Consider the following 23,899-nt stretch of genomic DNA (forward strand, 5'->3'; position numbering starts at 1 on the left):
GGCCTATCCGCCTTTGGGATCGCGATAGGCCGGAAGCGCGAGCGACCAGCGGATCGCCGCGCCGCGCAGGATGAAGCCCGCGACCGCGCCCGCGACTGCCGCGACCGCCGTCCCCGTCCCCAGCCATTGCAGCAGGAGGAACAGGCCCGACGCGAGCGCCGCCGCGGTCACATAGACTTCGGGCCGCATGATAATCGATGGCACGCCGGCCAGGATATCGCGGATCGTGCCGCCGACGCAGCCGGTGATCACCCCCATCATCAGCGCCGGAACAGGCGGGACGCCCCACGCCAGCGCCTTCGCGGTGCCGAACACCGCATAGGCGGCCAGCCCCACGGCGTCGGCCCATTCGAGCAATTGCCCTTGCCACCAGCGTTCGGGGGTGAGCCAGACGACCATCGCAATCGCAATGCACACCGCCGCGATCGCGCCATCCTGCACCCAGAACACCGGCGCACCGATCAGCAGGTCGCGCACGCTGCCGCCGCCGACGCCGGTCACCAGTGCGAAGAAGGCGGCGGTTACCAGCGTCTGGCGCAGCCGCACCGCCATGAGCGCGCCCGACAGCGCGAAGACGCCGATGCCGACGAGGTCGAGCAGGCGGACGAGCGTTTGTGTATCCATCGCGCGCCGGGCTATCATCGCGCGCGATACGGCACAATGGAGAGGAGGCAGTCATGGAAGGCAGATGCACGTGCGGCGCGGTTCGTTACCGGCTGACCGCGGCACCGATGATCGTCCACTGCTGCCATTGCCGCTGGTGCCAGCGCGAGACCGGCAGCGCCTTCGTCATCAACGCCGTGATCGAGAGCGAGCGCGTCGAGGCCGAAGGGATAGTCGATTATGTCATGACCCCGTCGGAAAGCGGCCGGGGGCAGGAGATCGTCCGCTGCCCGACCTGCCGGATCGCGCTTTGGAGCCATTATCCCAGCGCGGGCCGCCGCTCTTCCTTTGTCCGGGTCGGCACGCTCGACGACCCCGACCAATGTCCGCCCGATGTGCATATCTTCACGCGCAGCAAACAGCCGTGGGTCGTCCTGCCCGGCGACGCCAAGGTTTTTGCAGATTTCTACCCGTCACCCGAGCACGTGTGGAGCGCCGACGCACAGCGCCGGTGGCAGGCGATGATGGCTCGCTGAAAGCCCTATTTCGCGTCGGGGCGCACACCACCGATGACCGACAGCACGATCGCCGCCACCGCGTTCCGGATCACCGGTTCGGCTTTCGGCGCGAAGAAGGGCGAGTGGTTCGTCGGCACCGGCTGCCCCTTCGCCTTCAGGTCGGCAAGCACCGCAGGGTCATAGCCGCCGATCGCGAAATAGAGCGACGGGATGCCCGCGTCGACGAACTCCGAATAATCCTCGCTCGCCGACACCGGCGCGGCGCTCGCCGGCGCGAAGAGCAGGCGCTCGCCGAACACCGGCTTCAACGTTGCAAATCCGTTCGCCGCCATCGATTCATTGTTCACCAGGCTCGCGGTGCCGGTCAGATAGGTGATCGTCGGTTCGGGCGCGTTGCCCATCATCGCCGCCGCCTTCGCCGAGCGCTCGGCGCCCGAACGCAGCAGCTGGCGCACCTCGGGGGTCAGCGAGCGGATGTTGACCTTCACCTCGGCGCTGTCGGGGATGATGTTGGGCGCGCTGCCCGCGTTGATCGCACCGATCGTCAGCACGCCGAAGGCACCCGGATCCTTCTCGCGGCTGATCACCGTCTGCACATCGGTAACGAAGCGCGCCGCGATCGGGATCGGGTCGAGCGCCATCGATGGCATCGAACCATGCCCGCCGCGGCCGTGGAAGGTGATCGAATAGCTGTCGGAGGCGGAGAAGGCGGTGCCCGCCTTGATCGCGACCGTGCCGGTGGGGCCGTTCAGAACATGTGCGGCGAAGCCATAATCGGGTTTCGGGAAACGCGTCAGCAGCCCGTCGTCGAGCATCGCCTTCGCGCCCTTCAAAATCTCTTCGGCGGGCTGGCCGATCAGCACCACCGTGCCCGACCAGCTATCGCGCATTGCGGCGAGCGCCTGCGCGACGCCGACCAGATAGGCGACATGCGTGTCGTGCCCGCACGCGTGCATCACGGGCACATCCTTGCCTTCATAGGTCGCGCGCGCCTTGCTCGACCAGGCGAGCCCCGTCTTTTCCTCCATCGGCAGCGCGTCCATGTCGGCGCGGATGAGGATGGTGGGGCCTTCGCCATTCTTCAGCACGCCGACGACGCCGGTGCCGCCCACCTTCTCGGTCACGGTGAAACCCGCCTTGCGCAGATGCTGCGCGAGGATGCCCGCGGTGCGGACCTCCTGCAGCCCGAGTTCGGGATTCTGGTGCAGATCCTTGTAGAGCGCATCGAGCGCCGGGTAATTTTTGTCGAGCAGCGCGGTCAGCCGCGCATTGGCGGCATTGAGGTCGGGCGCCGCCTCGGCTCCGGTCGCGGTGAGGGAGAGAGCCAGCGAAGCCCCTGCCCAGAGCCAATGCTTCGCCATGTTTCTCTCCCCCATTATATTTTGTCAGATGTGGATCGGCTTGCCCGTCACCGCCATCGCGGCTTCCTTGATCGCCTCGCTATGCGTCGGATGCGCGTGGCACGTGTAGGCGATATCTTCGGACGTCGCGCCGAATTCCATCGCCTGCGCGGCCTGTGCGATCATCGTGCCGGCGACGCTGGCGATGCACCACACGCCGAGCACGCGGTCGCTCTTCGCGTCAGCGATCACCTTCACGAAGCCGTCGGGCTCGTGGTTGGTCTTGGCACGGCTGTTCGCCATCATCGGGAACTTGCCGACCTTGACCTCACCCTTTTCCTTCGCCTGCTCTTCGGTCAGGCCGACGCCGGCGATTTCGGGCCAGGTGTAGACGACCGACGGGATGACGTCGTGGTTCACGATGCCGGTCAGTCCGGCGATATTCTCGGCGCAGGCGATGCCTTCGTCCTCGGCCTTGTGCGCGAGCATCGGGCCAGGAATGACGTCGCCGATCGCCCAGATGCCGGGGACCAGCGTCGAAAAATCATGGTCGGTTTCGATCTGGCCGCGCTGGTTGACCGCGAGGCCCGCCTTGTCGAGACCGAGGCCGTCGGTATTCGGACGGCGACCGATCGACACGAGCACGACATCGGCTTCGAGCGTTTCAGCGTCGCCGCCGGCCGCGGGCTCGAGTGTCAGCACCGCCTTCTTGCCCTTGACGTCGGCCTTGGTGACCTTGGTCTTGAGCTTGAATTCCATGCCCTGCTTCTTGAGGATCTTGTTCGCGTCCTTGCGGACGTCGCCGTCCATGCCGGGCAGGATCTGGTCGAGGAATTCGACGACGGTGACCTTGGCGCCGAGGCGGCGCCACACGCTGCCGAGTTCGAGCCCGATCACGCCGCCGCCGATCACGACCATGTGACCCGGAACCTTCGCGAGTTCGAGCGCGCCGGTCGAATCGACGATGATCTGCTTGTCGTTATCGACGTCGACGCCCGGAAGCGGGGTCACCGACGAGCCGGTGGCGATGATGATGTTCTTCGCGCGGTACGTCTTGCCCGCAACTTCGACGCTGTCCTTCGACGTGAACTGGGCATAGCCCTTCAGCCAGTCGATCTTGTTCTTCTTGAACAGGAATTCGATGCCGCCGGTCAGGCCCTTGACCGCATCCTTGCGTTGACCGTGCATCACGGGGAGGTCGAGCTCGGGCTTCACTTTGATGCCCATCGCCGCCATCGCGCCGCCGGCGGCCGCCTCGAAATATTCCGACGCGTGGAGCATCGCCTTCGACGGGATGCAGCCGACGTTGAGGCAGGTGCCGCCCAGCGTCTCGCGCCCTTCGGCGCACGCGGTCTTCAGGCCCAGCTGCGCCGCGCGGATCGCCGCGACATAACCGCCGGGGCCCGAACCGATGACAAGGACGTCGTAGTCGTAATCAGCCATGTTCAATCTACCTCAATTTTCTGCCTGGCACCGTCAACGAGCGAATCCGCTCAAACGGGCAGCCCGGATTTCGCAGCGCATGACTTCATAACCGGTGCCGCCATTTCGGGCGACAGGCCGATCAGTTCCGATGCGCGATATTTCTTGATCAATTCGCCGGCCGCGCATTTGCAGACCTCGGCAGCGAGGCCCGCCGCCGCGCCGCCGCCCTCGGCCGTGGCGCGGCACGTTTCGCCGAAGCTTTCGACGAAGCTGGTCCTCAGGCCCTCTTCGAGTCCCTTCGCCATGCGGCTTTCGCCTTCGCTGCAGCCCGCCAGGGCGGCAGCGGCAGCGACGAACAGAATCGCGCGGAGGGGGAGCGCCATCATCGGATCAAAGGTCGATCAGCAGGCGCGTCGGATCCTCGATCGCTTCCTTGATCGTCTTCAGGAAGGTCACCGCCTCGCGGCCGTCGATCAGGCGATGATCATAGCTCATCGCAAGATACATCATCGGGCGGATCACGATCTCGCCGTTGCGCACGACCGGGCGATCCTCGATGCGGTGGAGGCCGAGCACCGCCGACTGCGGCGGGTTGATGATCGGGGTCGACATCAGGCCGCCGAACACGCCGCCGTTCGAGATGGTGAAGGTGCCGCCGGTCATGTCGTCCATCGTCAGCGTGCCTTCCTTGGCGCGCTTGCCGAGGTCGGCGATCGCTTTCTCGATGTCGGCGAACGACAGGCTGTCGGCGTTGCGCACGACGGGAACGACAAGGCCGTTCGGCGCGCTGACCGCGACCGAGACGTCGAGATAGTCGTGATAAACGATCTCGTCGCCGTCGATGCGCGCGTTGACCGCCGGAATGTCATACGCGGCGAGCGCCACCGCCTTGGTGAAGAAGCTCATAAAGCCCAAGCGCACGCCATGCTTCTTTTCGAAGCTTTCGCGATATTTGTCGCGCGTCGCCATCACCGCCGACATGTCGACGTCGTTGAACGTCGTCAGCATCGCGGCGGTATCCTGCGCCGCCTTCAGCCGCTTGGCGATCGTCTGGCGCATGCGCGTCATCTTGACACGCTCTTCGTGGCGGCCCGGGGTGCCGGTGGCGACGGGCGCGGCGGCAGCAGCCGGGGCCGGGGCAGCAGCCGGCGCGTTGTTCGCGGCGGCGAGCACATCTTCCTTGGTCAGACGGCCATCCTTGCCGCTGCCCTGAATCTTCGTCGGGTCGACGCCATGTTCGAGCACGAGGCGGCGCACCGCGGGCGACATGGTGGTGACGGTGTCGACGCCATCGGCAGCCGGGGCTGCCGATGCCGCGGGAGCCGGCGCGGCGGCTTCAGCTTTGGCAGGCGCGGGTGCCGGGGCAGCGGCGGGTGCCGGAGCGGCAGCAGCACCACCAGCCTCGATCGTCGCGATCGCTGCGCCGACATTGACCGTGTCGCCGACCGCGGCGAGTTGCTGGCCCATCACGCCCGCGACGGGTGACGGCACTTCGACCGCGACCTTGTCGGTCTCGAGGCTCGCGATGGGCTCGTCGAGCGCAACGGCGTCGCCGGGCTTCTTCAGCCATTCGCCGATCGTCGCTTCGGTAACGCTTTCGCCCAGCGTGGGGACTTTGACTTCGGTGCTCATAGGTGCAGTTCCTTGGGGGGCTTAAGCTTTGTTCTTCGTACGGCGGATTTCGGCGCGAACCGACAGGCCGAGCGCGTCAGCGACAAGCGCCGACTGTTCGGTCTGGTGGCGGCTCATCAGGCCTGTCGCGGGCGACGCCGCGGCGGCGCGGCCCGCGTAACGCGGCCGCATGCCCTTCTTGCCGGCATCGGTCAGCGCCTCTTCGATCAGTTCGTTGACGAAGAACCATGCGCCGTTGTTGCGCGGCTCTTCCTGCGCCCAGACCACCTCTTCGAGGTTCGGCATCCGCTTCAGGCGAACCGCGAGCGGCTCACCCGGGAAGGGATAGATCTGCTCGACGCGAACGACCGTCGTGTCGGTGAGGCCCGCGGCATCGCGCGCTTCCATCAGGTCGTAACCGACCTTGCCCGAGCAGAGCACGACGCGCTTGACGTCCTTGTCCGCCGGCGGCGTACGGTCCGACATCAGGCGGCGGAAATGCGCGTCGCCGATGAAGTCCGAACGCTGCGACACCGCGAGCTTGTGGCGAAGCAGCGACTTCGGCGTCATGATGATCATCGGCTTGCGGAACGGGCGCAGCATCTGGCGGCGCAGGACGTGGAAATAGTTCGACGGGGTCGAAATATTGCACACCTGGATATTGTCGCCCGCGCACAGTTGCAGGAAGCGCTCGAGGCGCGCCGAGCTATGCTCGGGCCCCTGCCCTTCGTAACCGTGCGGCAGCAGCATCACGAGCCCGTTGGCGCGCAGCCACTTGGCTTCGCCCGACGCGATAAACTGGTCGATCATGATCTGCGCGCCATTGGCGAAATCGCCGAACTGCGCTTCCCAGAGCACGAGGCTCTTCGGATCGGCCATCGCATAGCCATATTCGAAGCCGAGCACGCCATATTCGGAGAGCGGGCTGTCGAGCACCTCGAACCGGCCGTGCGGCACGGTCGTCAGCGGGACATATCGGGCTTCGGTCTTCTGATCGATCCAGACGGCGTGGCGCTGGCTGAACGTGCCGCGCCCCGAATCCTGACCCGACAGGCGGACCTGATAGCCTTCACTGAGCAGCGTCCCGAAAGCGAGGCTCTCGGCGGTCGCCCAGTCGAACACTTCGCCGTCGCTCTTGTCCGCGAACATCGCGCCGCGCGCATCGATCACGCGGCGCAGCGTCTTGTGGACCTCGACGTCGTCGGGGATCGTCGTCAGCGTGCGGCCGATCGAATCGAACAATTTGTCCGACACGCCCGTCGCGATGTTGCGGCGCGCGTTTTCGGGATCGGCGGGGGCGTGCAGCCCCGACCAGCGGCCCGCGAACCAGTCGGCCTTGTTGGGCTTGTAGCTCTTCGCCGCTTCGAAATCCTCTTCGAGCCGCGCGACGAATTCGGCGCGCCGGGCATCGGCCCAGCCCGCATCGACCACGCCTTCGGCCTCCAGTTTCGCGGCGCAAAGCTGCGACACGGGCGGATGCTGGCGAATGACGGCGTACATCAGCGGCTGTGTGAACGACGGCTCGTCGCCCTCGTTGTGGCCAAAGCGGCGATAGCACCACATGTCGATCACGACGTCGCGCTTGAACTGCTGGCGGAAATCGATCGCGAGCTTGCACGCAAAGGTCACCGCCTCTGGATCGTCGCCATTGACGTGCAGGATCGGCGCCATCACGCCCTTCGCGACGTCCGACGGATAGGGCGACGAGCGCGCGAATTGCGGGCTGGTCGTGAAGCCGATCTGGTTGTTGACGATGAAGTGGATACAGCCGCCGGTGTTGTAGCCGCGGATGCCCGAGAAGCCGAGGCATTCCCAGACGATCCCCTGCCCCGCGAACGCCGCGTCGCCGTGGATCAGCACGGGCAGCACCTGCTCATGTTTGGCAAGGTCGTCGCGCACGACCTGCTGCGCGCGCACCTTGCCGAGCACCACCGGGTCGGCCGCTTCGAGGTGCGAGGGGTTGGGGACGAGCGACATATGCACCGACGCGCCGCCGAACTCGCGGTCGGTCGAGGTGCCGAGGTGATATTTGACGTCGCCCGAACCGCCGATGTCGTCGGGGTTCGCCGATCCGCCGGCGAATTCGTGGAAGATCACCTGATACGGCTTCGCCATGACGTTCGCGAGCATGTTGAGCCGCCCGCGGTGCGCCATGCCATAGACGATCTCGCGCACGCCATATTGGGCGCCATATTTGATGATGGCTTCCATCGCGGGGATCATGCTCTCGCCGCCGTCGAGGCCGAAGCGCTTGGTGCCGACATATTTGCGCGCGAGGAATTTCTCCCACTCCTCGGCCTGGATCACCTTGCTCAGGATGGCGCGTTTGCCCTCGACCGAAAATTCGATGATCTTGTCGGCGCCTTCCATGCGTTCCTGCAGGAACTGGCGCTCCTCGATGTCGGCGATGTGCATATATTCAAGGCCGACATTGCCGCAATAATTGGCGCGCAGGATCGCAACGATCTCGCGAATCGTCGCCTTTTCGAGGCCGAGCGTTCCGCCGATGTAAACTGGACGATCGAGGTCGGCGCCGACGAAGCCGTGATATTCGGGCGTCAAATCGGCGGGCAACTCGCGCTGGCTGAGGCCGAGCGGATCGAGATTGGCGGCAAGATGCCCGCGCACGCGATAGGTGCGGATCAGCATCATCGCACGGATCGAATCGTCCGCCGCGCGTTCGACTTCGGCGTTCGACAGTGCGGCGCCCGCCTTGGCGGCGGCGGCCTTTACCGCGACCTGCATCTGCTGCGGGTCGAGCGCGGCGGTCAGGTCATCGCTGTCGATCTGGGGCCAGTTCTTCGGCGCCCAGCTCGGGCCGGCCTGCGGCTCGTCGATGTCGAAGCTTTGTCGTTCGAGGTTCATAGTCTTAAACTCGCAGTGCCCCTGCGAAGGCAGGGGCCCATCTCCTGGGGCCTAAACATGGTGCCGACGGAGCAGATTTTCATCAGCCCTGAATCTCGAACCACAAATCCCGCCAATCGGGATTTGTTTCCTCGATCATCCGCACCTTCCAACTTCGTTTCCATCGCTTGATCTGCAGTTCGCGTCTTCGCGCTTCCTGCAAATCCTCATGCGCTTCAAACCACACCAGAAGCACACAGCCATGGGTCTTCGTAAAACCCTCGATCAACATCGTGCGGTGCTGATAAACCCGCTGCACCAGTTTCGATGTCGATCCGGTATAGATGGCGCCGTTCTTGCGGTTCGCCATGATATAGACTGCGCCGCTCTTCATTCATCGCCCGGGCAGGAGATGGGCCCCTGCCTTCGCAGGGGCACGATGAAAGAGCGGCGCGATCTGAATTACACGCGTTCCTTCAGCACTTCGGCGAGGGTCGAGCCGAGTTCCGACGGGCTTGCCGACACCTTGATGCCGGCGGCTTCCATCGCCGCGATCTTGCTTTCGGCGTCGCCCTTGCCGCCCGACACGATCGCGCCGGCGTGGCCCATGCGGCGGCCCGGAGGCGCGGTGCGGCCCGCGATGAAGCCGGCCATCGGCTTTTTGCGGCCGCGCTTCGCTTCGTCGATCAGGAACTGCGCCGCCTGTTCCTCGGCGTCGCCGCCGATTTCGCCGATCATGATGATCGACTTGGTCGCTTCGTCGGCGAGGAAGAGTTCGAGCACGTCGATGAAGTTGGTGCCGTTGACGGGATCCCCGCCGATGCCGACCGCGGTCGTCTGACCCAGCCCGACGTTGGTGGTCTGGAACACCGCTTCATAGGTGAGCGTGCCCGAGCGCGAGACGACGCCGACGCTGCCCTTCGAGAAGATGCTGCCGGGCATGATGCCGATCTTGCACTCGCCGGGGGTCAGCACGCCGGGGCAGTTCGGGCCGATCAGGCGCGACTTCGAGCCCGACAGCGCGCGCTTCACCTTGACCATGTCGAGCACCGGAATGCCTTCGGTGATGCAGACGATCAGCTCCATCTCGGCGTCGATCGCCTCGAGGATCGAGTCGGCGGCGAACGGCGGCGGCACGTAGATGCAGCTCGCGGTCGCGCCGGTCGCGGCCTTGGCTTCTTCAACGGTGTTGAAGTTCGGCAGGCCGATGTGCGTCGTGCCGCCCTTGCCCGGCGTCACGCCGCCGACCATCTGCGTGCCATAGGCGAGCGCCTGTTCGGTGTGGAAGGTGCCGGTAGCACCGGTCATCCCTTGCGTGATGACCTTGGTATTCTTGTCGATGAGAATGCTCATGAATTTCGTTCCGTTTCTCGTGCCCCTGCGAAGGCAGGGGCCCATCTCCAATTGTATCGGCCACCCACCGCCCGATCTTTCGAGCGCAGGTGATGGGCCCCTGCCTTCGCAGGGGCACGGATATTAAGCGAGGCTGGGATCCAGCGCCTTGCACGCGTCGAGCAATTCCTTGACCGCGTCGACCGAGACCTGCAGGCCCGACTTGTCTTCATCGTCGAGCTCGATCTCGACGATCTTCTCGACGCCGCCCGCGCCGATCAGCACCGGCACGCCGACGTACAGGCCGTCGAGGCCATATTGGCCGTCGACATAAGCGGCACAGGGCAGGATGCGCTTCTGGTCGCCCAGATAGGCTTCGGCCATCGCGATGCCCGAGGCTGCGGGGGCATAGAAAGCCGAACCGGTGCCGAGCAGCGCGACGATCTCGCCGCCGCCGCCGCGGGTGCGCTTGACGATCGCGTCGATCTTGTCCTGGCTCGACAGGCCCATCTTGACGAGATCGGGAACGGGGATGCCGTTGATGGTCGAATAACGCACGACGGGAACCATCGTGTCGCCATGACCGCCGAGCACGAAGGTGTTCACATCCTTCACCGACACGTCGAATTCGTCGGCGATGAAGTGGCTGAAGCGCGCCGAATCGAGGACGCCGGCCATGCCGACGACCTTATTGTGCGGGAGCCCTGAGAATTCGCGCAGCGCCCACACCATCGCGTCGAGCGGGTTGGTGATGCAGATAACAAAGGCGTCGGGGGCGTTGGCCTTGATGCCTTCGCCGACGGCCTTCATCACTTTCAGATTGATGCCGAGCAGATCGTCGCGGCTCATGCCCGGTTTGCGGGCGACACCGGCGGTGACGATGATGACGTCGGCGCCGGCGATGTCGGCATAGTCGTTCGTGCCGGTGATCTTCGCGTCAAAGCCCGCAATCGGGCCGACCTGCGACAGGTCGAGCGCCTTGCCCTGCGGCACGCCTTCGACGACGTCGAACAGGACGACGTCGCCGAGTTCCTTCTGCGCGGCGAGCAGCGCCAACGTTCCGCCGATATTTCCGGCTCCGATCAAAGCGATCTTCTTGCGTCCCATGGCGCGCGGCACTCCCTTCCTGGCAAGCCCGGCAATTGGTTCACAGACCGGCGGGAGCACGGGCTAAAGCTCCGCTCCGGTCCCAAGACTGGCGACGCCCCTACGCCGATTCCCTTAACGAAACAACCGCGAAAAGGACGAAAAACAGGCTTTCTTTGCTAATAGTTCGCAATAACTATAAGTCGCCTTGCGCAACGCTCTCCGGATGGGAATAGGCGCGGGATGTGACAAGCGCGAAGCGGCCGCACGCCCCGTCGTCGCGGCGATCGCGTAGGAATCGGTTAACCCTCCCTTATCGCTGCCATGCTACGCGCGGGAACAATGACCCGGGCAATCATCAGCTTCGACACCGAATTGTCGGCCGGCCTTTACCAGCGCGGCGCCGATGCGCGCGCCAATTTCGAAAGCTCGATCCTCGGCCGCTGCCGCGATGGCGATTTCGGCATCCATTTCCAGATGGACATGCTCGAGCGTCACGGGCTGACCGGCGTGTTCTTCATCGATCCGATGCCCGCGCTCGTTTACGGCCCCGAAGTGGTCGACGCGATCGTCCAGCCGGTGGTCGCACGCGGGCACGAGGTGCAGGTCCATATCCACACCGAATGGCTGGCCTTCGCGCGCTTCAACCCGGTCGGCCGCCTGACCGGACGCAACATCGGCGATTTTCCGCTCTCGGCGCAGAAGAAGCTGATCGCGCTCGCGCGCGACATCCTCGTCGGGGCAGGCGCGCCGAAACCGACCGCGTTCCGTGCCGGAAATTTCGGCGCCAACGACGACACGCTGCGCGCGCTCGCTGCCCTGGGCTTCCGCTTCGACAGCAGTTTCAACGGCGCGTACCAGGGTCATGGCTGCGACATCTCGCTCGACCCCGGCAATCTCGGCATGCGCATCCATCATGGCGTGTGCGAAGTGCCGGTCAGCGGGCTGATGGACCGCGCCAGCCGTTTCCGCCCCGCGCAGCTTTGCGCGATGTCCGACGAGGAAATGCGCGACGCGCTCGATCACAGCGCGGCGAGCGGCGCGATCCAGTTTTCGGCCTTCAGCCACAGTTTCGAACTGCTGAGCCGCGACCGCGAAGTCCCGAACGGCTTGGCGATTTCGCGGATGGAGGCGCTATGCCGCGCCGTCGCGGACGACACCCGCGTGACCAGCGGGGGATTCGCGACTTTACCCGGACCGCCCGAGCGCCCGGCGCGGATCGCAGTCGCCGCGCCCAAGCCGCTGCGGACGCTGCGCCGCACGATCGAGCAGGCGTACGGCCATCTGGCGCATGAGGTGCGCTACGTCCGCGATCTCATTTCTGTGACGGTCAATTCGTCACGTTGGGGAAAGATTGCCAGCGGCCTGGTCCTCGCGATCGCCTAGGCGATCGCGCCTTCGGCAGACCCGTGGCCTAGCGCGAGATAGTCATCCGACTGCATTTCGGCGAGGCGGCTCGCCGTGCGCTCGAATTCAAACGCCCCGTCGCCTGCGATGTAAAGCTGGTCGGGCATCGCCGCCGCGCTCGCGAGCAGCTTGACCTTATATTCGTAGAGCGCGTCGATCAGCGTGACGAAGCGCGCCGCCTCGTTGCGGTTCTCCGGCCCCATGCGCGGGATGCCGACGATGATGACGCTGTGGAAATGCCGCGCGACCGCGAGGTAATCGGCGGCCCCGCGCGCCTCGCCGCACAAGCGCTTGAACGAAAAGACCGCGACGCCCTTCAGCGCCTTCGGCACGTGCAGCATCCGCCCGCCGCCGACGTCGAGTTCGAGCGTCGGGACATGCGCGCGGTCCTCGGGCGGATAGTCGGTGAGGCGGAAGAAAGCCGCCGAAAGCGCCGCGCTCGCGGCATCGTCGGCGGGAACGAACCAGCGCGCACCGTCGCCCAGCCGGTCGCGGCGATAATCGGTCGGGCCGTTGAGGCTCATCACGTCGAGCCGTTCCTCGACGAGCGCGATGAAGGGCAGGAAATGCTCGCGGTTGAGTCCGTCCTTGTAGAGGTCCTTCGGCGGCCGGTTCGACGTCGCTACCATCGTCACCCCGCGGTCGATCAGCGCGGTAAACAGGCGCGAGAGGATCATCGCATCGGCACTGTTGTTCACGACCATTTCGTCGAACGCGAGGCAGCGCGTATTTTCGGCGAGCGCATCGGCGACGAGCGGGATCGGATCGCCGCTCTCGCTCTTGCGCACCTCGCGCATCCGCGCATGGACGTCGAGCATGAAGGCATGAAAATGGACGCGCCGCTTCCGCTGGATGGCGAGATGGTCGTAGAAAAGATCCATCAACATCGACTTGCCACGCCCGACGGCACCCCACAGATAGACACCCCGCAGCGCCTCAGGCTTGCGACCCGCGAGGCGCCAGAGCAGGCTGCCGCGCTTGGGAACGGCTTCGAGCTCGGCTTGCAACTGGTTCAGCCGCTCGGCAGCGGCGCGCTGTTCGGGGTCGGGGCGCAGTTCCCCCGCCGCGACAAGCGCGTCATAGGCCGCAAGAACGGTGGTCACTTGGCGCTCGCCTTGCGGATCGTCCCGGCGAAGGTCAGTACGATATGGCTGTCGCCCTCGCCCTGCACGACAAGGCCGCGCAGGAAGATCAGCCGGCCGGTTTCGCGGACCAGCTCGACCACGGCGTCGAGCGGCTCGCCGATGCGGCCCGCACCGACGAACTGCGTCGACAGGTCGAGCGTCACCGAATGGCCCGCGTTGAGCGAACCGAACTGGTGCGACGCCGCGAAGAGCGCAATGTCGACGAGCGCGAGCGTCACCGCGCCATGGACGTTATCGCCAAGGTTGCTGTGCTTGCGTTCGGGGATCATGCGCACCCGTGCGCACGGACGGCCATCGGACGTCGGCGGTTCGACGCGCACCGTCAGCGGTTCGATGAAGCTGTTGAAGCGCGTCGGGTCCTTGAGGTCCCAGCTCAGCCAGCCGCCGTCCAGTTCCTCGGCGCTGAAATGGTCGCGGCGCTTCGGTTCCTCGATCCCGTCGTTCACACCTGCCGCTCGGCCTCGAGCTTCTTGATCTCGGCGATCGCACGCGCGGGGCTCAGCCCCTTGGGGCAGGCATTGGCGCAGTTCATGATCGTGTGGCAGCGATAAAGGCGGAACGGATCTTCGAGCTCGTCGAGCCGTTCGCCGGTCATCTCGTCACGGCTGTCGGCGAGCCAGCGATACGCCTGGAGCAGGATCGCGGGGCCAAGGAACTTGTCGCTGTTCCACCAATAGCTCGGGCAGCTCGTCGAGCAGCAGGCGCACAGGATGCACTCGTAAAGCCCGTCGAGCTTTTCGCGTTCGGCGGGCGACTGCAGCCGCTCCTTGCCGCTCGGCGTCGTCGTCTTGGTCTTGAGCCACGGCTCGATCGACGCATATTGCGCATAAAAATGGGTGAAATCAGGGACGAGATCCTTGATCACGTCCATCGCCGGCAGCGGGGTGATCGTGATGTCGCCCTTCAGATCCTCGATCGCGGTCGTGCAGGCGAGGCCGTTCTTGCCGTTCATGTTCATCGAACAGCTGCCGCAAATGCCCTCACGGCACGAACGGCGGAAGGTCAGCGACGAATCCTGCTCGCTCTTCATCTTGATGAGCGCGTCGAGCACCATCGGGCCGCATTTTTCGGTGTCGATCTCGAACGTGTCGAAACGCGGGTTCTGGCCGCTATCGGGGTCGTAGCGATAGACTTTGAATTTCTTCACCGCCGCGGCGCCATCGGCCTTGTGGACCTTGCCCGTCTTTTGCGGGCGGCTGTTCTTGGGCAGGACAAATTGGGCCATATCGCGGGGTTCCCTATGCAATTGCGCGCTGCCTAGACCCGATTGAAAGAGTCGACAAGGGGGTGAAGCGGGATGCGCGCACGAAAGCCGCTGGCGGCACGGCGGACGAGCCGCTAGGTGCGGCAAGGATGAGCGAAGACGTCGCCAAACCCGCCGTAACCAGCCGCAGCGTCGCGCGCGGGCTTGGCACGACCGTGCTGGCGCGCCTCGGCGCAGTGGTCGAGATCGTCGCGCAGCCGCTTTACGTCCTGATGTTCGGCCTCGCCGGCTATGGTCTCTATGCCGTGCTCTGGGCCGCGGTGAACCTGCTCGAAAATATCTTCGACCTCGGCATGACCAGCGCGATGCAGCGCACCGTCCCGCAATCGGCGAGCAACGCCGAGGCGGCGGCGGCGCTGCGCACCGCGATGATCTTCGGCGTCGGGCCTTGCATCATCGTCGCGGCGCTGGTCGCCCTTTTTGCCGCCGATCTCGGTTCGCTGCTCAACGTCGCTGCGAAGGACCGCGAACTCGTCACCCCCGCGATCCGCATCTTCGTCTGGGCGCTACCGCTGTGGGCCTTTGTCGAAATCGCGACGTCGGCGCTGCGCGCGCGCATGGTGTTCGGCGCCGAAATCCGGCTGCGGATCGTGTGGGAACAGATGTTGCGACTGGTGTTCGCGGCGCTGTTTTTCGCCGGTGGCTTCGGCCTCAAGGGGCTGTTCATTGCGCACCTTTGCTCGCTCGCGATCACCGCGGCGCTCAGCGTGCGTCTGCTCGCGCGTCACTATAGTTTCGCCGATCTGTGGCGCGGACCGTGGGCCAGCGAGACGGCGCGCAACACTTTCTGGGCGGGGCTTTCGATCCTGCCGTCGAACATCATCGCCCGGCTGTTCGGCGATGCGCCCGCACTCATCCTCAACATGCTGCTCCCCGGCGCAGCGGGCGCGGCGGCGGCGGGCCTGTTCACGATCGCGCGAAAATTGTCGAGCGTCGTCCAGCTTGTGCGCATCGCGTTTACGTACGTAATGGCGCCGCTCGCCGCGAGCGCCGAGCGCGAGGACCGGCGGCAGGTCGCCGACATCTATGCCTATGCGACGCGGCTGATCTCGGCGATTGCGCTGCCGCTCGCCGCGGTGCTCGCCGCGGGGAGCGCGTCGTTGCTCGGACTGTTCGGGCATCAGGCGCAGGCGGCACAAGCCGCACTTGTCATCCTGCTGTTCGCGCGCGCCGCCGAAGCGGTGCTCGGTATTTCGGCGCCGGTGCTTCAAGTCGTCGCCGCTTTCCGCCAACAGCTTACCGCCAGCATCTTCGGGGTTGCCCTCGCGGTGGGTGCCGGATGGCTGATCGTGGGGCACCTCGATCCGCTGACCGGCGTAACGCTCGCGACCGCGATCGGCCTTGTCTCGATGGCCGCCATCCCGACGCTCCAGCTCGCGATCGTCGAAAAGCTTCATCCCTTCGACGCCCAATTCCTGCCGGTAGCGTTGCGCGGGATCGCGATCACCGTGGTGGCAGGCGTGGCGGCGGTGCTCGCCGACCTTTTGCCCGACCCGATCTCGCTGCCGCTGCTCGCGCTCATCGCCGTCGCCGCTATCTGGCTTGCGCTGCGCTTCGCCCTGCCGCTCGCCGACCGCGCCTCGCTCGGCAAGACGGCGCGTAAATTACGCCTGATCGGACCCACAGAGCGATGAGCGAGGAGCTGCCCATCCGCGTCGCGATCTACGACCTCGACCGCACCGTGCTGCGCAGACCGACCTTCACGCTGTTCCTGCTGTGGGCGGCGTGGCGCGAGGCGCGGTGGCGTGTGCTGTTGCTTCCGGCGCTCGCAGCGCTGATGATCGGCTATGCGCTGCGCCTCTATGGCCGCGACCGGTTCAAGCCCGCCGCGATTCGCCTGATGCTCGGCGCCAGCATCGCCCCCGCCCGCGCCGATAAGCTCGCCGCCGATTTCGCGGCGTGGCGCGTATCGCGCGACGTGCCGCCCGGCGCGCAGGCGTGCATCGCGCGCGACCGCGCCGAGGGATACCGCCTGCTGATGGCGACAGCGGCGCCCGAATTCTACGCCGGCGCGATCGCCGAAGCCCTGGGTTTCGACGCGATCGTCGCGACCCGACACCGGCGCGCCGCCGATGGCAGCTGGCTCCCGCTGCTCGACGGCGGAAATTGCTATGGCGCCGAAAAAGCGCGCCGGGTGACCGAGTGGCTTGACGCGAACGCAGCCGACGGCGCGGTGCATATCCGCGCTTATTCCGACCACCCGAGCGACGCACCGACCTTTGCGCTGGCGCATGAATCCTGGCTGATCGGACGCAGCCGCAAGCTGGTCCGTCTTGCCGCACAGCAGGGCTGGCGGACGCTGGATTTCGAGATCGGGCCCGGTTGAATGCGCCCGGCCCCCTTCGCCAGTTCCTCGCAACCGGAGCACAGCTTGCCGACCCCTATCGCCTTCCTTGCCCTTGCCGAAGCACAACAGCTTTATCATTGGCTGCCGGCGGCGCTCGAACTCGCGAAGCGCGACGATGTAAGGGTTTCGATCTTGTCGCCGTCACGCCAGATTCTCGATCTCATACTCAGCTATGATCCCGATGGCCTGTTCGAACCAGTGCTACTGCGCCGCCCGCCCTTTGGTCCCGATACGCTGTTCCGCCAGCCCTCGCGGCTCGCGACCTTGCTGCTCAACTATCCAGCGATCCGGCGCTTTCCCCTGCTGGTCACGACCGAGATTTCGAGCGCGTGGCTAAAACGCATTCCCGGCTTTTCATCACGCATCGTCGTAATCAAGCATGGCGCGGGCGACCGCGCGGGCGGTTATCGGGGGCGGCATGCGCTGATCGACCTGACCCTCGTCGCGGGCGAAAAGGACCGGCGGCGCATGATCGAACACAAGCTGTCCGAACCCGGCAATGTCTTGGTGGGCGGATATGCCAAGTTCGAAATATGCGCGGAGCGGCAGCGCTATTTCGATAATGACCGGCCGACCCTGTTTTACAATCCGCATTTCGACGCGAAGCTGTCGTCGTGGCCGGCGCACGGCCCCGAAGTGCTCGCCGCGCTTGAGGCACTCGAGGGGTGGAACGTCATCATCGCGCCGCATACGAAACTGGCGCAGCGCGTGTCCCCGATCACGACCACCGCGGCGCATATCCGGGTCGATATGGGCAGCCACCATTCGATCGACATGAGCTATACGATGAGCTCCGATGTCTATCTGGGCGACGTGTCGAGCCAGGTTTACGAGTTCCTGCTGCGCCCGCGTCCGTGCATTTTCCTGAACCTCGACCGGTTAGCGTGGCGCGACGATCCGGCGTTCGCGCACTGGCATCTGGGTCAGGTCATCGAAGATATCGCCGACCTTCCCGCCGCGCTGGACCGGGCTGCGGACTTGCAACCGACCTTTGTTGATGCTCAGGAAGCCGCCATGCACGATTCCATCGACCAGTTCCCGATCCCCGCCTCGATACGGCAGGCCGATATCATCCTCGATTTCGCGAGGGCACCGCGGTGAGCGCGCCGATCCGCCTGCTCGGCGAAAACAGCACCCCGATCTGGGGCATGACCAACGCCGAGCGCTGCCGCCGCATGGCGGAAAAGGACGGCAAGCCGGTCGCGCCGGGCCACGAACTGGTCTTCAACCTCGCCTATGTCTTCGACCCGATGCTGCTGCGCTGGGTGATCGAACAGCCGGGCACGGTGTTCGCTTGGGGCGGCGACCCCGTGATCGGACAGGTCCCGGCCGGCAGCGACCCGATGGCCGCGACGGTCATCGACCTGTCGGACGGGCGCAAGCTCTATAATCGCCAGCTTCGCAAGCTCGAACAGCCCTTCGTCAGGGAGCTGACCCCCGAAACGCGGCGCGAGATCGAGCGGAAGAGCTATTTCGGTGCGTATAAGGGCGTCACCGATGCGCTGACCAAATATCTGTGGCCCGAGCTCGCATTGTGGCTGACGCGCGGCGCCGCGAGCGTCGGCATGACCCCGAACATGGTCACCGCGATCGGCGCCGCGCTCTGCGTCTATGCGACCTATTTGTTCGCCTACGGCCACTACTGGCAAGGCATGCTCGCGGGTTTCATCTTCATGGTGCTCGACACCGTCGACGGCAAGCTTGCACGCTGCACGATCACATCGTCGAAATGGGGCAATGTCGCCGACCATGGCGTCGACCTGATCCACCCGCCCTTCTGGTGGTATTTCTGGGGCGTCGGGCTTGGGACATGGGGCCTTGCGCTGTCGAACCAGACTTTCCTACTGGTCATGGTCGCGGTCGTCGCGGGCTATGTGCTCCAGCGCGTGATCGAAGGGATGTTCATCAAGGACTTCGGCATGGACATCCATGTCTGGCAAAAGTTCGACAGCGATTTCCGCCTGATCACCGCGCGCCGTAACCCGAACTTCGCGATCCTCTTTTTCGCGACGCTCGCGGGGCGCCCCGACATCGGGCTGATCGTGCTCGCCTGGTGGACCGTCATATCGCTGGTCGTCCATGCGGTGCGGCTGGTGCAAGCTTATGCCGTCAAGCGTTCGGGCCGGCCGATCGTCAGCTGGATGGAAGAAGCACAGCCATGAACGACACGATCGCCAAATTCGGCCATCCCGCGACGCTGATTGCCGAATATGATCATTGGGTCGTGTTGCTGCGCCCCGCGCAGCCGACGCTCGGCGCGCTGATACTCGCGGCAAAGTCGGATGCGACAGCGTTCGGCGACTTGCCGGCCGAAGCGCATGCCGAACTCAAGACCGCGACCGCCGCGATCGAGGCCGCGCTGGGCCAAGCGGTCGGCTATGCGAAGATCAACTATCTGATGCTGATGATGGTCGACCCGCACGTCCATTTCCACGTGCTGCCGCGTTATGAGGGCGAACGCTCGGGCGCGGGGCTGACAATTGCCGACGCGGGCTGGCCGGCGCAGCCCGACCTTGGGCAAGCGGTGAAGCTGGGCGACGCAGAGGTCGCCGCGCTCGCCGGCTGGCTCAAACCCTATTTCGCGTAGCGGCCTTCTTCGGCCCATTTCGCGGTAAGCGCATCGGCGGCTTCGACGTCCTGCGGGAAGTCGACTTCCTGCCATTCGAGCCCTTCGATCGACACGGTGCCGACGCGGTTGCCCTTGGCGATGATGTCGATCGCGCGCAGATACCAGCGCTCGACCCCGTCGGGGGTGCGCATCATCTGGTCGACCTGGTTGCGGAAGATCGACGGGCCGTCGCCGACGAACGCCAGCATGCCGATCGACTCCGCATTGGTGTCGGGGGGCAGCAGCCGCTTGCCGATGTGATGCAGGCGGCCTTCGGCGTCGCGGTTCACCTTCATATCGTCGTCGTCATAGTCAGCCTTGACGTCGACGGTGACATTGATCGGCTCGTTTGCGCCCGCGATCAGCTTTGCGACAATCTCGTCCGAGATGATGGTGTCGCCGTTGAGGATGATGAAATCGCGGTCCATCTCCTCGCGCGCGATCCAGCAGGTGCCAAGGTTGTCGGCGACCTGAAAGAAGGGATTGAACAGCGTCCGGATGCGCGCGCCGGTGTCGCGATAGAGCTGGAGCGCATGATCCTCAACGCGTTCAGTGCGAAAGCCCGTGACGACGACGATGTCCTTGATGCCGTTCGCGACGAGCGCCGCGACCTGCCAGCTGATGAGGCTGCGGCCGTTGAACTCGATCAGGCATTTGGGAATGTCGCGGGTCAGCGGCAGCAGGCGCGAACCCTGTCCGGCCGACAGGATGATGGCTTTGTCGATGGTCATAGGGGCTGCCCTATAGCGCCTTGGCGTCGCGCGGCAAATATCGCTTCGATCAACTCGATGTCGGCGGGCTTGTCGGCATCGATGCACGCCTCGGGCTCGGGCATCGGCACGACCTTCGCGTTGAGGCCGAAACGGAGGCCCGCGCGCGCAACGCCCTGCTGGATCGTGAAGAGGCGAAGCAGCGCGCCGATCAGCAGCCACGGGCCAAACGCCGCGATGATCTTGAGCCCCTTCTTGCGGTCGCGTTCGATGCGGCCCCAGAAATCGAGCAAGGGCAGCACGCGACGCCCGCGCAGGCGGAACATGTTCGCCCCCGACCACCAGCCGCCGCGGAACTTCAGCCAGGTACGCTTCGACTGCGGATAGCGCGCGAGCAGCGTGTCGCGCTCGACCATCGCGACCGCGACGTCGCTGTCCTCGGCGCCGCGCAGGAATTCAGCGATCATAGTCGGGGTCAGCAGTACATTGTCGGCAGTGGTGACGAGCAGCGGATCGTCGCCCGGCGGCAGCGCCGCGGCGAGCGAACTGCTGATGCCCTGCCCCGAATCGGCAAAATGCAGGTCGGCAAGCCCAGCGAGCCCCGGCTCGGCCGCCAGCTCGGCACTCTTCTGTGCGAGGATCGTGATTGCGCCGACTTCAGGCGAAGCGCGCAGCGCCTTCACCACATGGACGAGCATCGCCTGCCCCGCGATCGGCAGCAGCGCCTTGGTCGACACCCCGCTGCCGGTCAACAGCGAATCGGGACCGGGCCGGCTGCCCGCGAGGACAATCGCCGGGATCGGGGCGTTCACTGCGTCGCTTCCGACGCGGGCGCAATGCGGCGGCCGGTCACGCCGCGCAGGAAATCGGTCGCTTCCTCCAGCACCGGCCCCTTGTTCTGGAACGGCGCGGCGAGCGCCATCACGATGCCGCTATGCCCCATGCCGGGGTAGACGCGGAGCGTCACCGGGCCGCCCGCCTTCTCGATCGCGGCGGCGAGGTTCTGGCTGTTGCGCGGCCGCACCGTGTCATCCTCGTCGCCGGTCGCGAGCCACAAGGGCGGCGCGTCGCCGCGCGCGAAATGGATCGGCTGGGTTTTCTCGATCGGCTTGACCTTGCCCATCGCCTTGTCCCCGCGCCCCCCTTTTTCGATGGGCAAGAAGTCATAGGGGCCGGCAAGCCCCGCGACGCCGCGGATGATCGACGGATCGCTCTTCACCGCATGCAGCCATTGCGGGTCGAGCGCGAGCATCGCGGCGTTATAGGCGCCCGCCGAATGGCCCATCAGCGCGATCCGGTCGGGATCGCCGCCAAGCTTTGCGATATGCTCGTGCGTCCATGCGACCGCCGCCGCACTGTCCTCGATAAAGTCGGGCCAATAGGCTTTGGGCACGAGCCGATAGTCGGGGATCACCACGACAAAGCCCTGCCGCGCGAGCGCGCGCCCGGCGAAACCATAGCTGCCCCGCTCACCGCTTTCCCAGCCGCCGCCATAAAAGAAGACGACGACGGGCAGCCGGTCGTCCGCCTTGGCATTTTCGGGAACCCAGATGTCGAGCGACTGGCGCGGACCGCGACCATAGGGCTGATCGGCAAGCAGCAGCCGCGCGCCGTCGCCCTGCCCGAGCAGCCGATCGGCCATGTTGAGCGATTTCGCGCCGCCCGCGACGATCATCTTGGCGCCGCCGCCGAACAACAGCACGAGCAGCAGCACCACGAATAGGAATTTGATCAACCGTCGTCCTTTGGAAACCGGCCCCGCCATCTTTCGCGCCCTACAGGGCGGCGAGGATCGGGACAAGGTGGCTCCCCTGCCCTTCGGGATGTCCATCATCTTCGTCATCCCGGACTTGATCCGGGATCCAAAGGCCAACGCCGGCGGGGATGGACCCCGGATCAAGTCCGGGGTGACGAGAAATGATTGGTCGCCACCTTTTCCGCGTTCGCGCGTAGGACAGGGCGATGACCAGCAGCTTTAACCGCCCCGCCCTTATCTGCAACCTGCGCAGCGGCAGCTCCGACGAAGCACTCGTCGGCCGTTTGACCGAGATATGCCATGCGGCGGGCGCGCCGCTCGTCCGCACGATCATTCTTCCCGACGCCGACCTCCCGTCGGCCGCCACGCTCGAGGGCGACGGCATCGACCTGCTGCTGGTCCTCAGCGGCGACGGCACGCTCAACGCCGCCGCGGGCCGGCTCGAAACATGGCGCGGCGCGATGCTCCCGCTTCCCGGCGGGACGCTCAACCTGTTCCACAAGACGCTGCACGGCGATCGCAGCCCCGAGGACATCTTGCACGACGCGCTCGCGGGCAAGGCGCAGAGCGTCCATCCGCCGACGATCCTCTGCGACGCCGGGCGCGCCTATATCGGTGTCATCGCCGGGCCGACGACGGCATGGGCCGAGGTTCGCGAGCAATTCCGCTCGCTCAGCCTCAGCGGCCTCGCCGAAACCATTCCCGAAGCAATCGATGCGACGCTTTACGGCGACGGCGTGCGCATCCGCGGCTCGGACGAATCTTTCCAGGCGATCAACCTGACGCCAAAGCCCGACCGCATCCTCGCCGAGGGGCTGATCACCGACAGCGCCGGGTCGATCCTGAGCCACGGGATCGCCTGGCTCGGCGGCGATTTTCGCGAAGGGCCGAGCGTCGACCTGTCCGAACGCCGCGCGGTGGTCATCGAAAGCAAGGGATCGATCGGCCTGCTCCTCGACGGCGAGCCCGCCGAATTGCCGTCGGGCGCAACCTATCGCCTCGAGGCCAGCCCGCTCGCATTTCTCGCCACGGCGCCCGCCACGCCATGACGCGGCTGTTCCACATCAGCGACCTGCATTTCGGGCTGGAGGACCGCACCGCGCTCGCCTGGTTTACCGATTGCGTGCGCCGCGAGCAGCCCGATGCGGTGCTGATCACCGGCGACCTCACGATGCGCGCGCGCAGCCATGAATTTGCCGCGGCGTGCGACTGGGTCGGTGCGCTCGACGTGCCGGTGACGGTCGAGGTCGGCAACCATGACCTGCCCTATTTCAACCCCTTCGAACGCTTCTTCGACCCCTATCGCCGCATTCGCGGGATCGAGCGGCTTGTCGAACGCGAGCTCGATCTGGCGGGCGTCGCGGTGGTGCCGCTCAAGACGACCGCGCGCGCGCAATGGCGGCTCGACTGGTCAAAGGGCTGGGTGACGGCGCGGGCGCTGGAGAAGACGCTCGCTGCAATCGATGCGCTGCCGCGCGGCTCAACGGTGCTCGTCACCGCGCACCACCCGTTGGTCGAAGCCGGCACGAAGGGGCGCGCGCTGACCCGTGGCGGCGAGCGGGCGCTGCGCGAACTGGCCAAGCGCGGCGTCGCGGCAGTGCTCACCGGCCATGTCCACGACGCCTTCGACCTCGTAGCGCAAACCGCATCCGGACCGATCCGCATGATCGGCGCGGGAACGCTGTCGCAGCGTATTCGCTCGACCCCGCCGAGCTTCAACGAGCTGCGGATCAAGGACGGCGACATCGCGGTCCGCGTTCGCAACGTCGAGGCGGTTCCGACCTTCGACATGCAGATCGACGACGTGCCGCCTGACGCATTGCCGCCGCGCGCGCCCGGTGAACCCGTAGCACCGATCGACGCCGTGCCGCCGGTCGATCCGCCGGTGCATTGACGCGCCGCC

24 protein-coding genes are annotated in these 23,899 nt (G+C 65.7%); 9 read left to right on the forward strand and 15 right to left on the reverse strand.

The genetic code is table 11. The features are described 5' to 3' along the window. Nucleotides 1-3 precede the first annotated feature (3 nt). Complete coding sequence (locus tag ACTJI5_RS07660; RefSeq protein ID WP_058536915.1) at nt 4-624, reverse strand: trimeric intracellular cation channel family protein; 621 nt, start codon at nt 622-624, stop codon at nt 4-6. Nucleotides 625-677: 53 nt separating this feature from the next. Here ACTJI5_RS07660 and ACTJI5_RS07665 point away from each other — a divergent pair, with 53 nt between their 5' ends. After that, entirely contained in the window at nt 678-1,139 is a 462-nt protein-coding gene (locus ACTJI5_RS07665) for a GFA family protein (RefSeq protein ID WP_440859877.1), read from the forward strand. Between the two features lie 5 nt (nt 1,140-1,144). On the opposite strand, the gene ACTJI5_RS07670 is transcribed toward ACTJI5_RS07665, so the two are convergent. The 8 genes from ACTJI5_RS07670 to mdh form a co-directional block, all read right to left on the reverse strand. After that, complete coding sequence (locus ACTJI5_RS07670; protein ID WP_440859878.1) at nt 1,145-2,482, reverse strand: amidohydrolase; 1,338 nt, start codon at nt 2,480-2,482, stop codon at nt 1,145-1,147. A gap of 24 nt (nt 2,483-2,506) precedes the next feature. Continuing rightward, nucleotides 2,507-3,904 (reverse strand): dihydrolipoyl dehydrogenase, encoded by a 1,398-nt coding sequence (lpdA, locus tag ACTJI5_RS07675; RefSeq protein WP_440859879.1) that lies wholly within the window; start codon nt 3,902-3,904, stop codon nt 2,507-2,509. A gap of 50 nt (nt 3,905-3,954) precedes the next feature. Further along, complete coding sequence (locus ACTJI5_RS07680) at nt 3,955-4,269, reverse strand: hypothetical protein (protein ID WP_310310738.1); 315 nt, start codon at nt 4,267-4,269, stop codon at nt 3,955-3,957. 7 nt (nt 4,270-4,276) lie between these two features. After that, nucleotides 4,277-5,518, reverse strand: coding sequence for a 2-oxoglutarate dehydrogenase complex dihydrolipoyllysine-residue succinyltransferase (gene odhB / locus ACTJI5_RS07685; protein ID WP_440859880.1), 1,242 nt, complete (start codon nt 5,516-5,518; stop codon nt 4,277-4,279). A gap of 21 nt (nt 5,519-5,539) precedes the next feature. Then, complete coding sequence (locus ACTJI5_RS07690; protein WP_058536921.1) at nt 5,540-8,362, reverse strand: 2-oxoglutarate dehydrogenase E1 component; 2,823 nt, start codon at nt 8,360-8,362, stop codon at nt 5,540-5,542. Nucleotides 8,363-8,444: 82 nt separating this feature from the next. Continuing rightward, complete coding sequence (locus ACTJI5_RS07695; protein WP_405053425.1) at nt 8,445-8,735, reverse strand: GIY-YIG nuclease family protein; 291 nt, start codon at nt 8,733-8,735, stop codon at nt 8,445-8,447. Between the two features lie 68 nt (nt 8,736-8,803). Then, the gene (sucD, locus tag ACTJI5_RS07700) at nt 8,804-9,694 is read right to left on the reverse strand and encodes a succinate--CoA ligase subunit alpha (protein ID WP_037517798.1); all 891 of its coding nucleotides are present in this window, start codon (nt 9,692-9,694) and stop codon (nt 8,804-8,806) included. A gap of 123 nt (nt 9,695-9,817) precedes the next feature. Continuing rightward, nucleotides 9,818-10,780 carry a malate dehydrogenase gene (gene mdh / locus ACTJI5_RS07705; RefSeq protein ID WP_440859881.1) on the reverse strand — a complete coding sequence of 321 codons (963 nt, stop codon included), beginning with the start codon at nt 10,778-10,780 and terminating at the stop codon, nt 9,818-9,820. 321 nt (nt 10,781-11,101) lie between these two features. Between mdh and ACTJI5_RS07710 the strand changes: the two genes are divergently transcribed. Continuing rightward, complete coding sequence (locus ACTJI5_RS07710) at nt 11,102-12,145, forward strand: polysaccharide deacetylase family protein (RefSeq protein WP_058536924.1); 1,044 nt, start codon at nt 11,102-11,104, stop codon at nt 12,143-12,145. Here the strand turns inward: ACTJI5_RS07710 and zapE are convergent. Genes zapE through ACTJI5_RS07725 form a run of 3 tightly spaced genes read right to left on the reverse strand, consistent with a single transcriptional unit; the run spans nt 12,142 to nt 14,536 of the window. Then, the gene (gene zapE / locus ACTJI5_RS07715; RefSeq protein WP_440859882.1) at nt 12,142-13,269 is read right to left on the reverse strand and encodes a cell division protein ZapE; all 1,128 of its coding nucleotides are present in this window, start codon (nt 13,267-13,269) and stop codon (nt 12,142-12,144) included. The genes ACTJI5_RS07710 and zapE overlap by 4 nt on opposite strands. Further along, nucleotides 13,266-13,757 (reverse strand): PaaI family thioesterase, encoded by a 492-nt coding sequence (locus ACTJI5_RS07720; protein WP_439513386.1) that lies wholly within the window; start codon nt 13,755-13,757, stop codon nt 13,266-13,268. The genes zapE and ACTJI5_RS07720 overlap by 4 nt, the downstream gene beginning before the upstream one ends. Further along, a complete protein-coding gene (locus ACTJI5_RS07725; protein ID WP_248456734.1) occupies nt 13,754-14,536 on the reverse strand; it encodes a succinate dehydrogenase iron-sulfur subunit in 783 nt (260 codons plus the stop codon). The genes ACTJI5_RS07720 and ACTJI5_RS07725 overlap by 4 nt, the downstream gene beginning before the upstream one ends. 128 nt (nt 14,537-14,664) lie before the next feature. Here ACTJI5_RS07725 and ACTJI5_RS07730 point away from each other — a divergent pair, with 128 nt between their 5' ends. Genes ACTJI5_RS07730 through ACTJI5_RS07750 form a run of 5 tightly spaced genes read left to right on the forward strand, consistent with a single transcriptional unit; the run spans nt 14,665 to nt 19,509 of the window. Beyond that, on the forward strand, nt 14,665-16,209 hold the full coding sequence (locus tag ACTJI5_RS07730) for a lipopolysaccharide biosynthesis protein (RefSeq protein ID WP_440859883.1): 1,545 nt from the start codon (nt 14,665-14,667) through the stop codon (nt 16,207-16,209). Continuing rightward, a complete protein-coding gene (locus ACTJI5_RS07735) occupies nt 16,206-16,901 on the forward strand; it encodes an HAD-IB family phosphatase (protein WP_440859884.1) in 696 nt (231 codons plus the stop codon). The genes ACTJI5_RS07730 and ACTJI5_RS07735 overlap by 4 nt, the downstream gene beginning before the upstream one ends. A 45-nt stretch (nt 16,902-16,946) precedes the next feature. After that, nucleotides 16,947-18,023, forward strand: coding sequence for a glycosyl transferase (locus ACTJI5_RS07740; protein WP_440859885.1), 1,077 nt, complete (start codon nt 16,947-16,949; stop codon nt 18,021-18,023). A gap of 47 nt (nt 18,024-18,070) precedes the next feature. Next, nucleotides 18,071-19,084, forward strand: coding sequence for a CDP-alcohol phosphatidyltransferase family protein (locus ACTJI5_RS07745; RefSeq protein WP_440860089.1), 1,014 nt, complete (start codon nt 18,071-18,073; stop codon nt 19,082-19,084). After that, nucleotides 19,081-19,509, forward strand: coding sequence for an HIT family protein (locus ACTJI5_RS07750; protein ID WP_058536930.1), 429 nt, complete (start codon nt 19,081-19,083; stop codon nt 19,507-19,509). The genes ACTJI5_RS07745 and ACTJI5_RS07750 overlap by 4 nt, the downstream gene beginning before the upstream one ends. On the opposite strand, the gene ACTJI5_RS07755 is transcribed toward ACTJI5_RS07750, so the two are convergent. The 3 genes from ACTJI5_RS07755 to ACTJI5_RS07765 are packed head-to-tail and all read right to left on the reverse strand — an operon-like array spanning nt 19,497 to nt 21,975. After that, a complete protein-coding gene (locus ACTJI5_RS07755; RefSeq protein ID WP_037517822.1) occupies nt 19,497-20,261 on the reverse strand; it encodes a sugar phosphate nucleotidyltransferase in 765 nt (254 codons plus the stop codon). The two genes, ACTJI5_RS07750 and ACTJI5_RS07755, sit on opposite strands and share 13 nt — an antisense overlap. Further along, complete coding sequence (locus ACTJI5_RS07760; RefSeq protein WP_440859886.1) at nt 20,258-21,052, reverse strand: nucleotidyltransferase family protein; 795 nt, start codon at nt 21,050-21,052, stop codon at nt 20,258-20,260. Before ACTJI5_RS07760 ends, ACTJI5_RS07755 begins: the two co-directional genes overlap by 4 nt. Then, nucleotides 21,049-21,975 carry an alpha/beta hydrolase gene (locus ACTJI5_RS07765; RefSeq protein ID WP_440859887.1) on the reverse strand — a complete coding sequence of 309 codons (927 nt, stop codon included), beginning with the start codon at nt 21,973-21,975 and terminating at the stop codon, nt 21,049-21,051. Before ACTJI5_RS07765 ends, ACTJI5_RS07760 begins: the two co-directional genes overlap by 4 nt. A gap of 227 nt (nt 21,976-22,202) precedes the next feature. On the opposite strand from ACTJI5_RS07765, the gene ACTJI5_RS07770 reads away from it, so the two are divergent. Together ACTJI5_RS07770 and ACTJI5_RS07775 are read left to right on the forward strand one after the other, a co-directional pair. Then, the gene (locus ACTJI5_RS07770) at nt 22,203-23,045 is read left to right on the forward strand and encodes a diacylglycerol/lipid kinase family protein (RefSeq protein WP_440859888.1); all 843 of its coding nucleotides are present in this window, start codon (nt 22,203-22,205) and stop codon (nt 23,043-23,045) included. Then, nucleotides 23,042-23,890 carry a metallophosphoesterase family protein gene (locus ACTJI5_RS07775; protein ID WP_440859889.1) on the forward strand — a complete coding sequence of 283 codons (849 nt, stop codon included), beginning with the start codon at nt 23,042-23,044 and terminating at the stop codon, nt 23,888-23,890. Before ACTJI5_RS07770 ends, ACTJI5_RS07775 begins: the two co-directional genes overlap by 4 nt. Nucleotides 23,891-23,899 lie beyond the last annotated feature (9 nt).

Source organism: Sphingopyxis sp. 22461, from assembly GCF_052044915.1.
Lineage (GTDB): Bacteria > Pseudomonadota > Alphaproteobacteria > Sphingomonadales > Sphingomonadaceae > Sphingopyxis.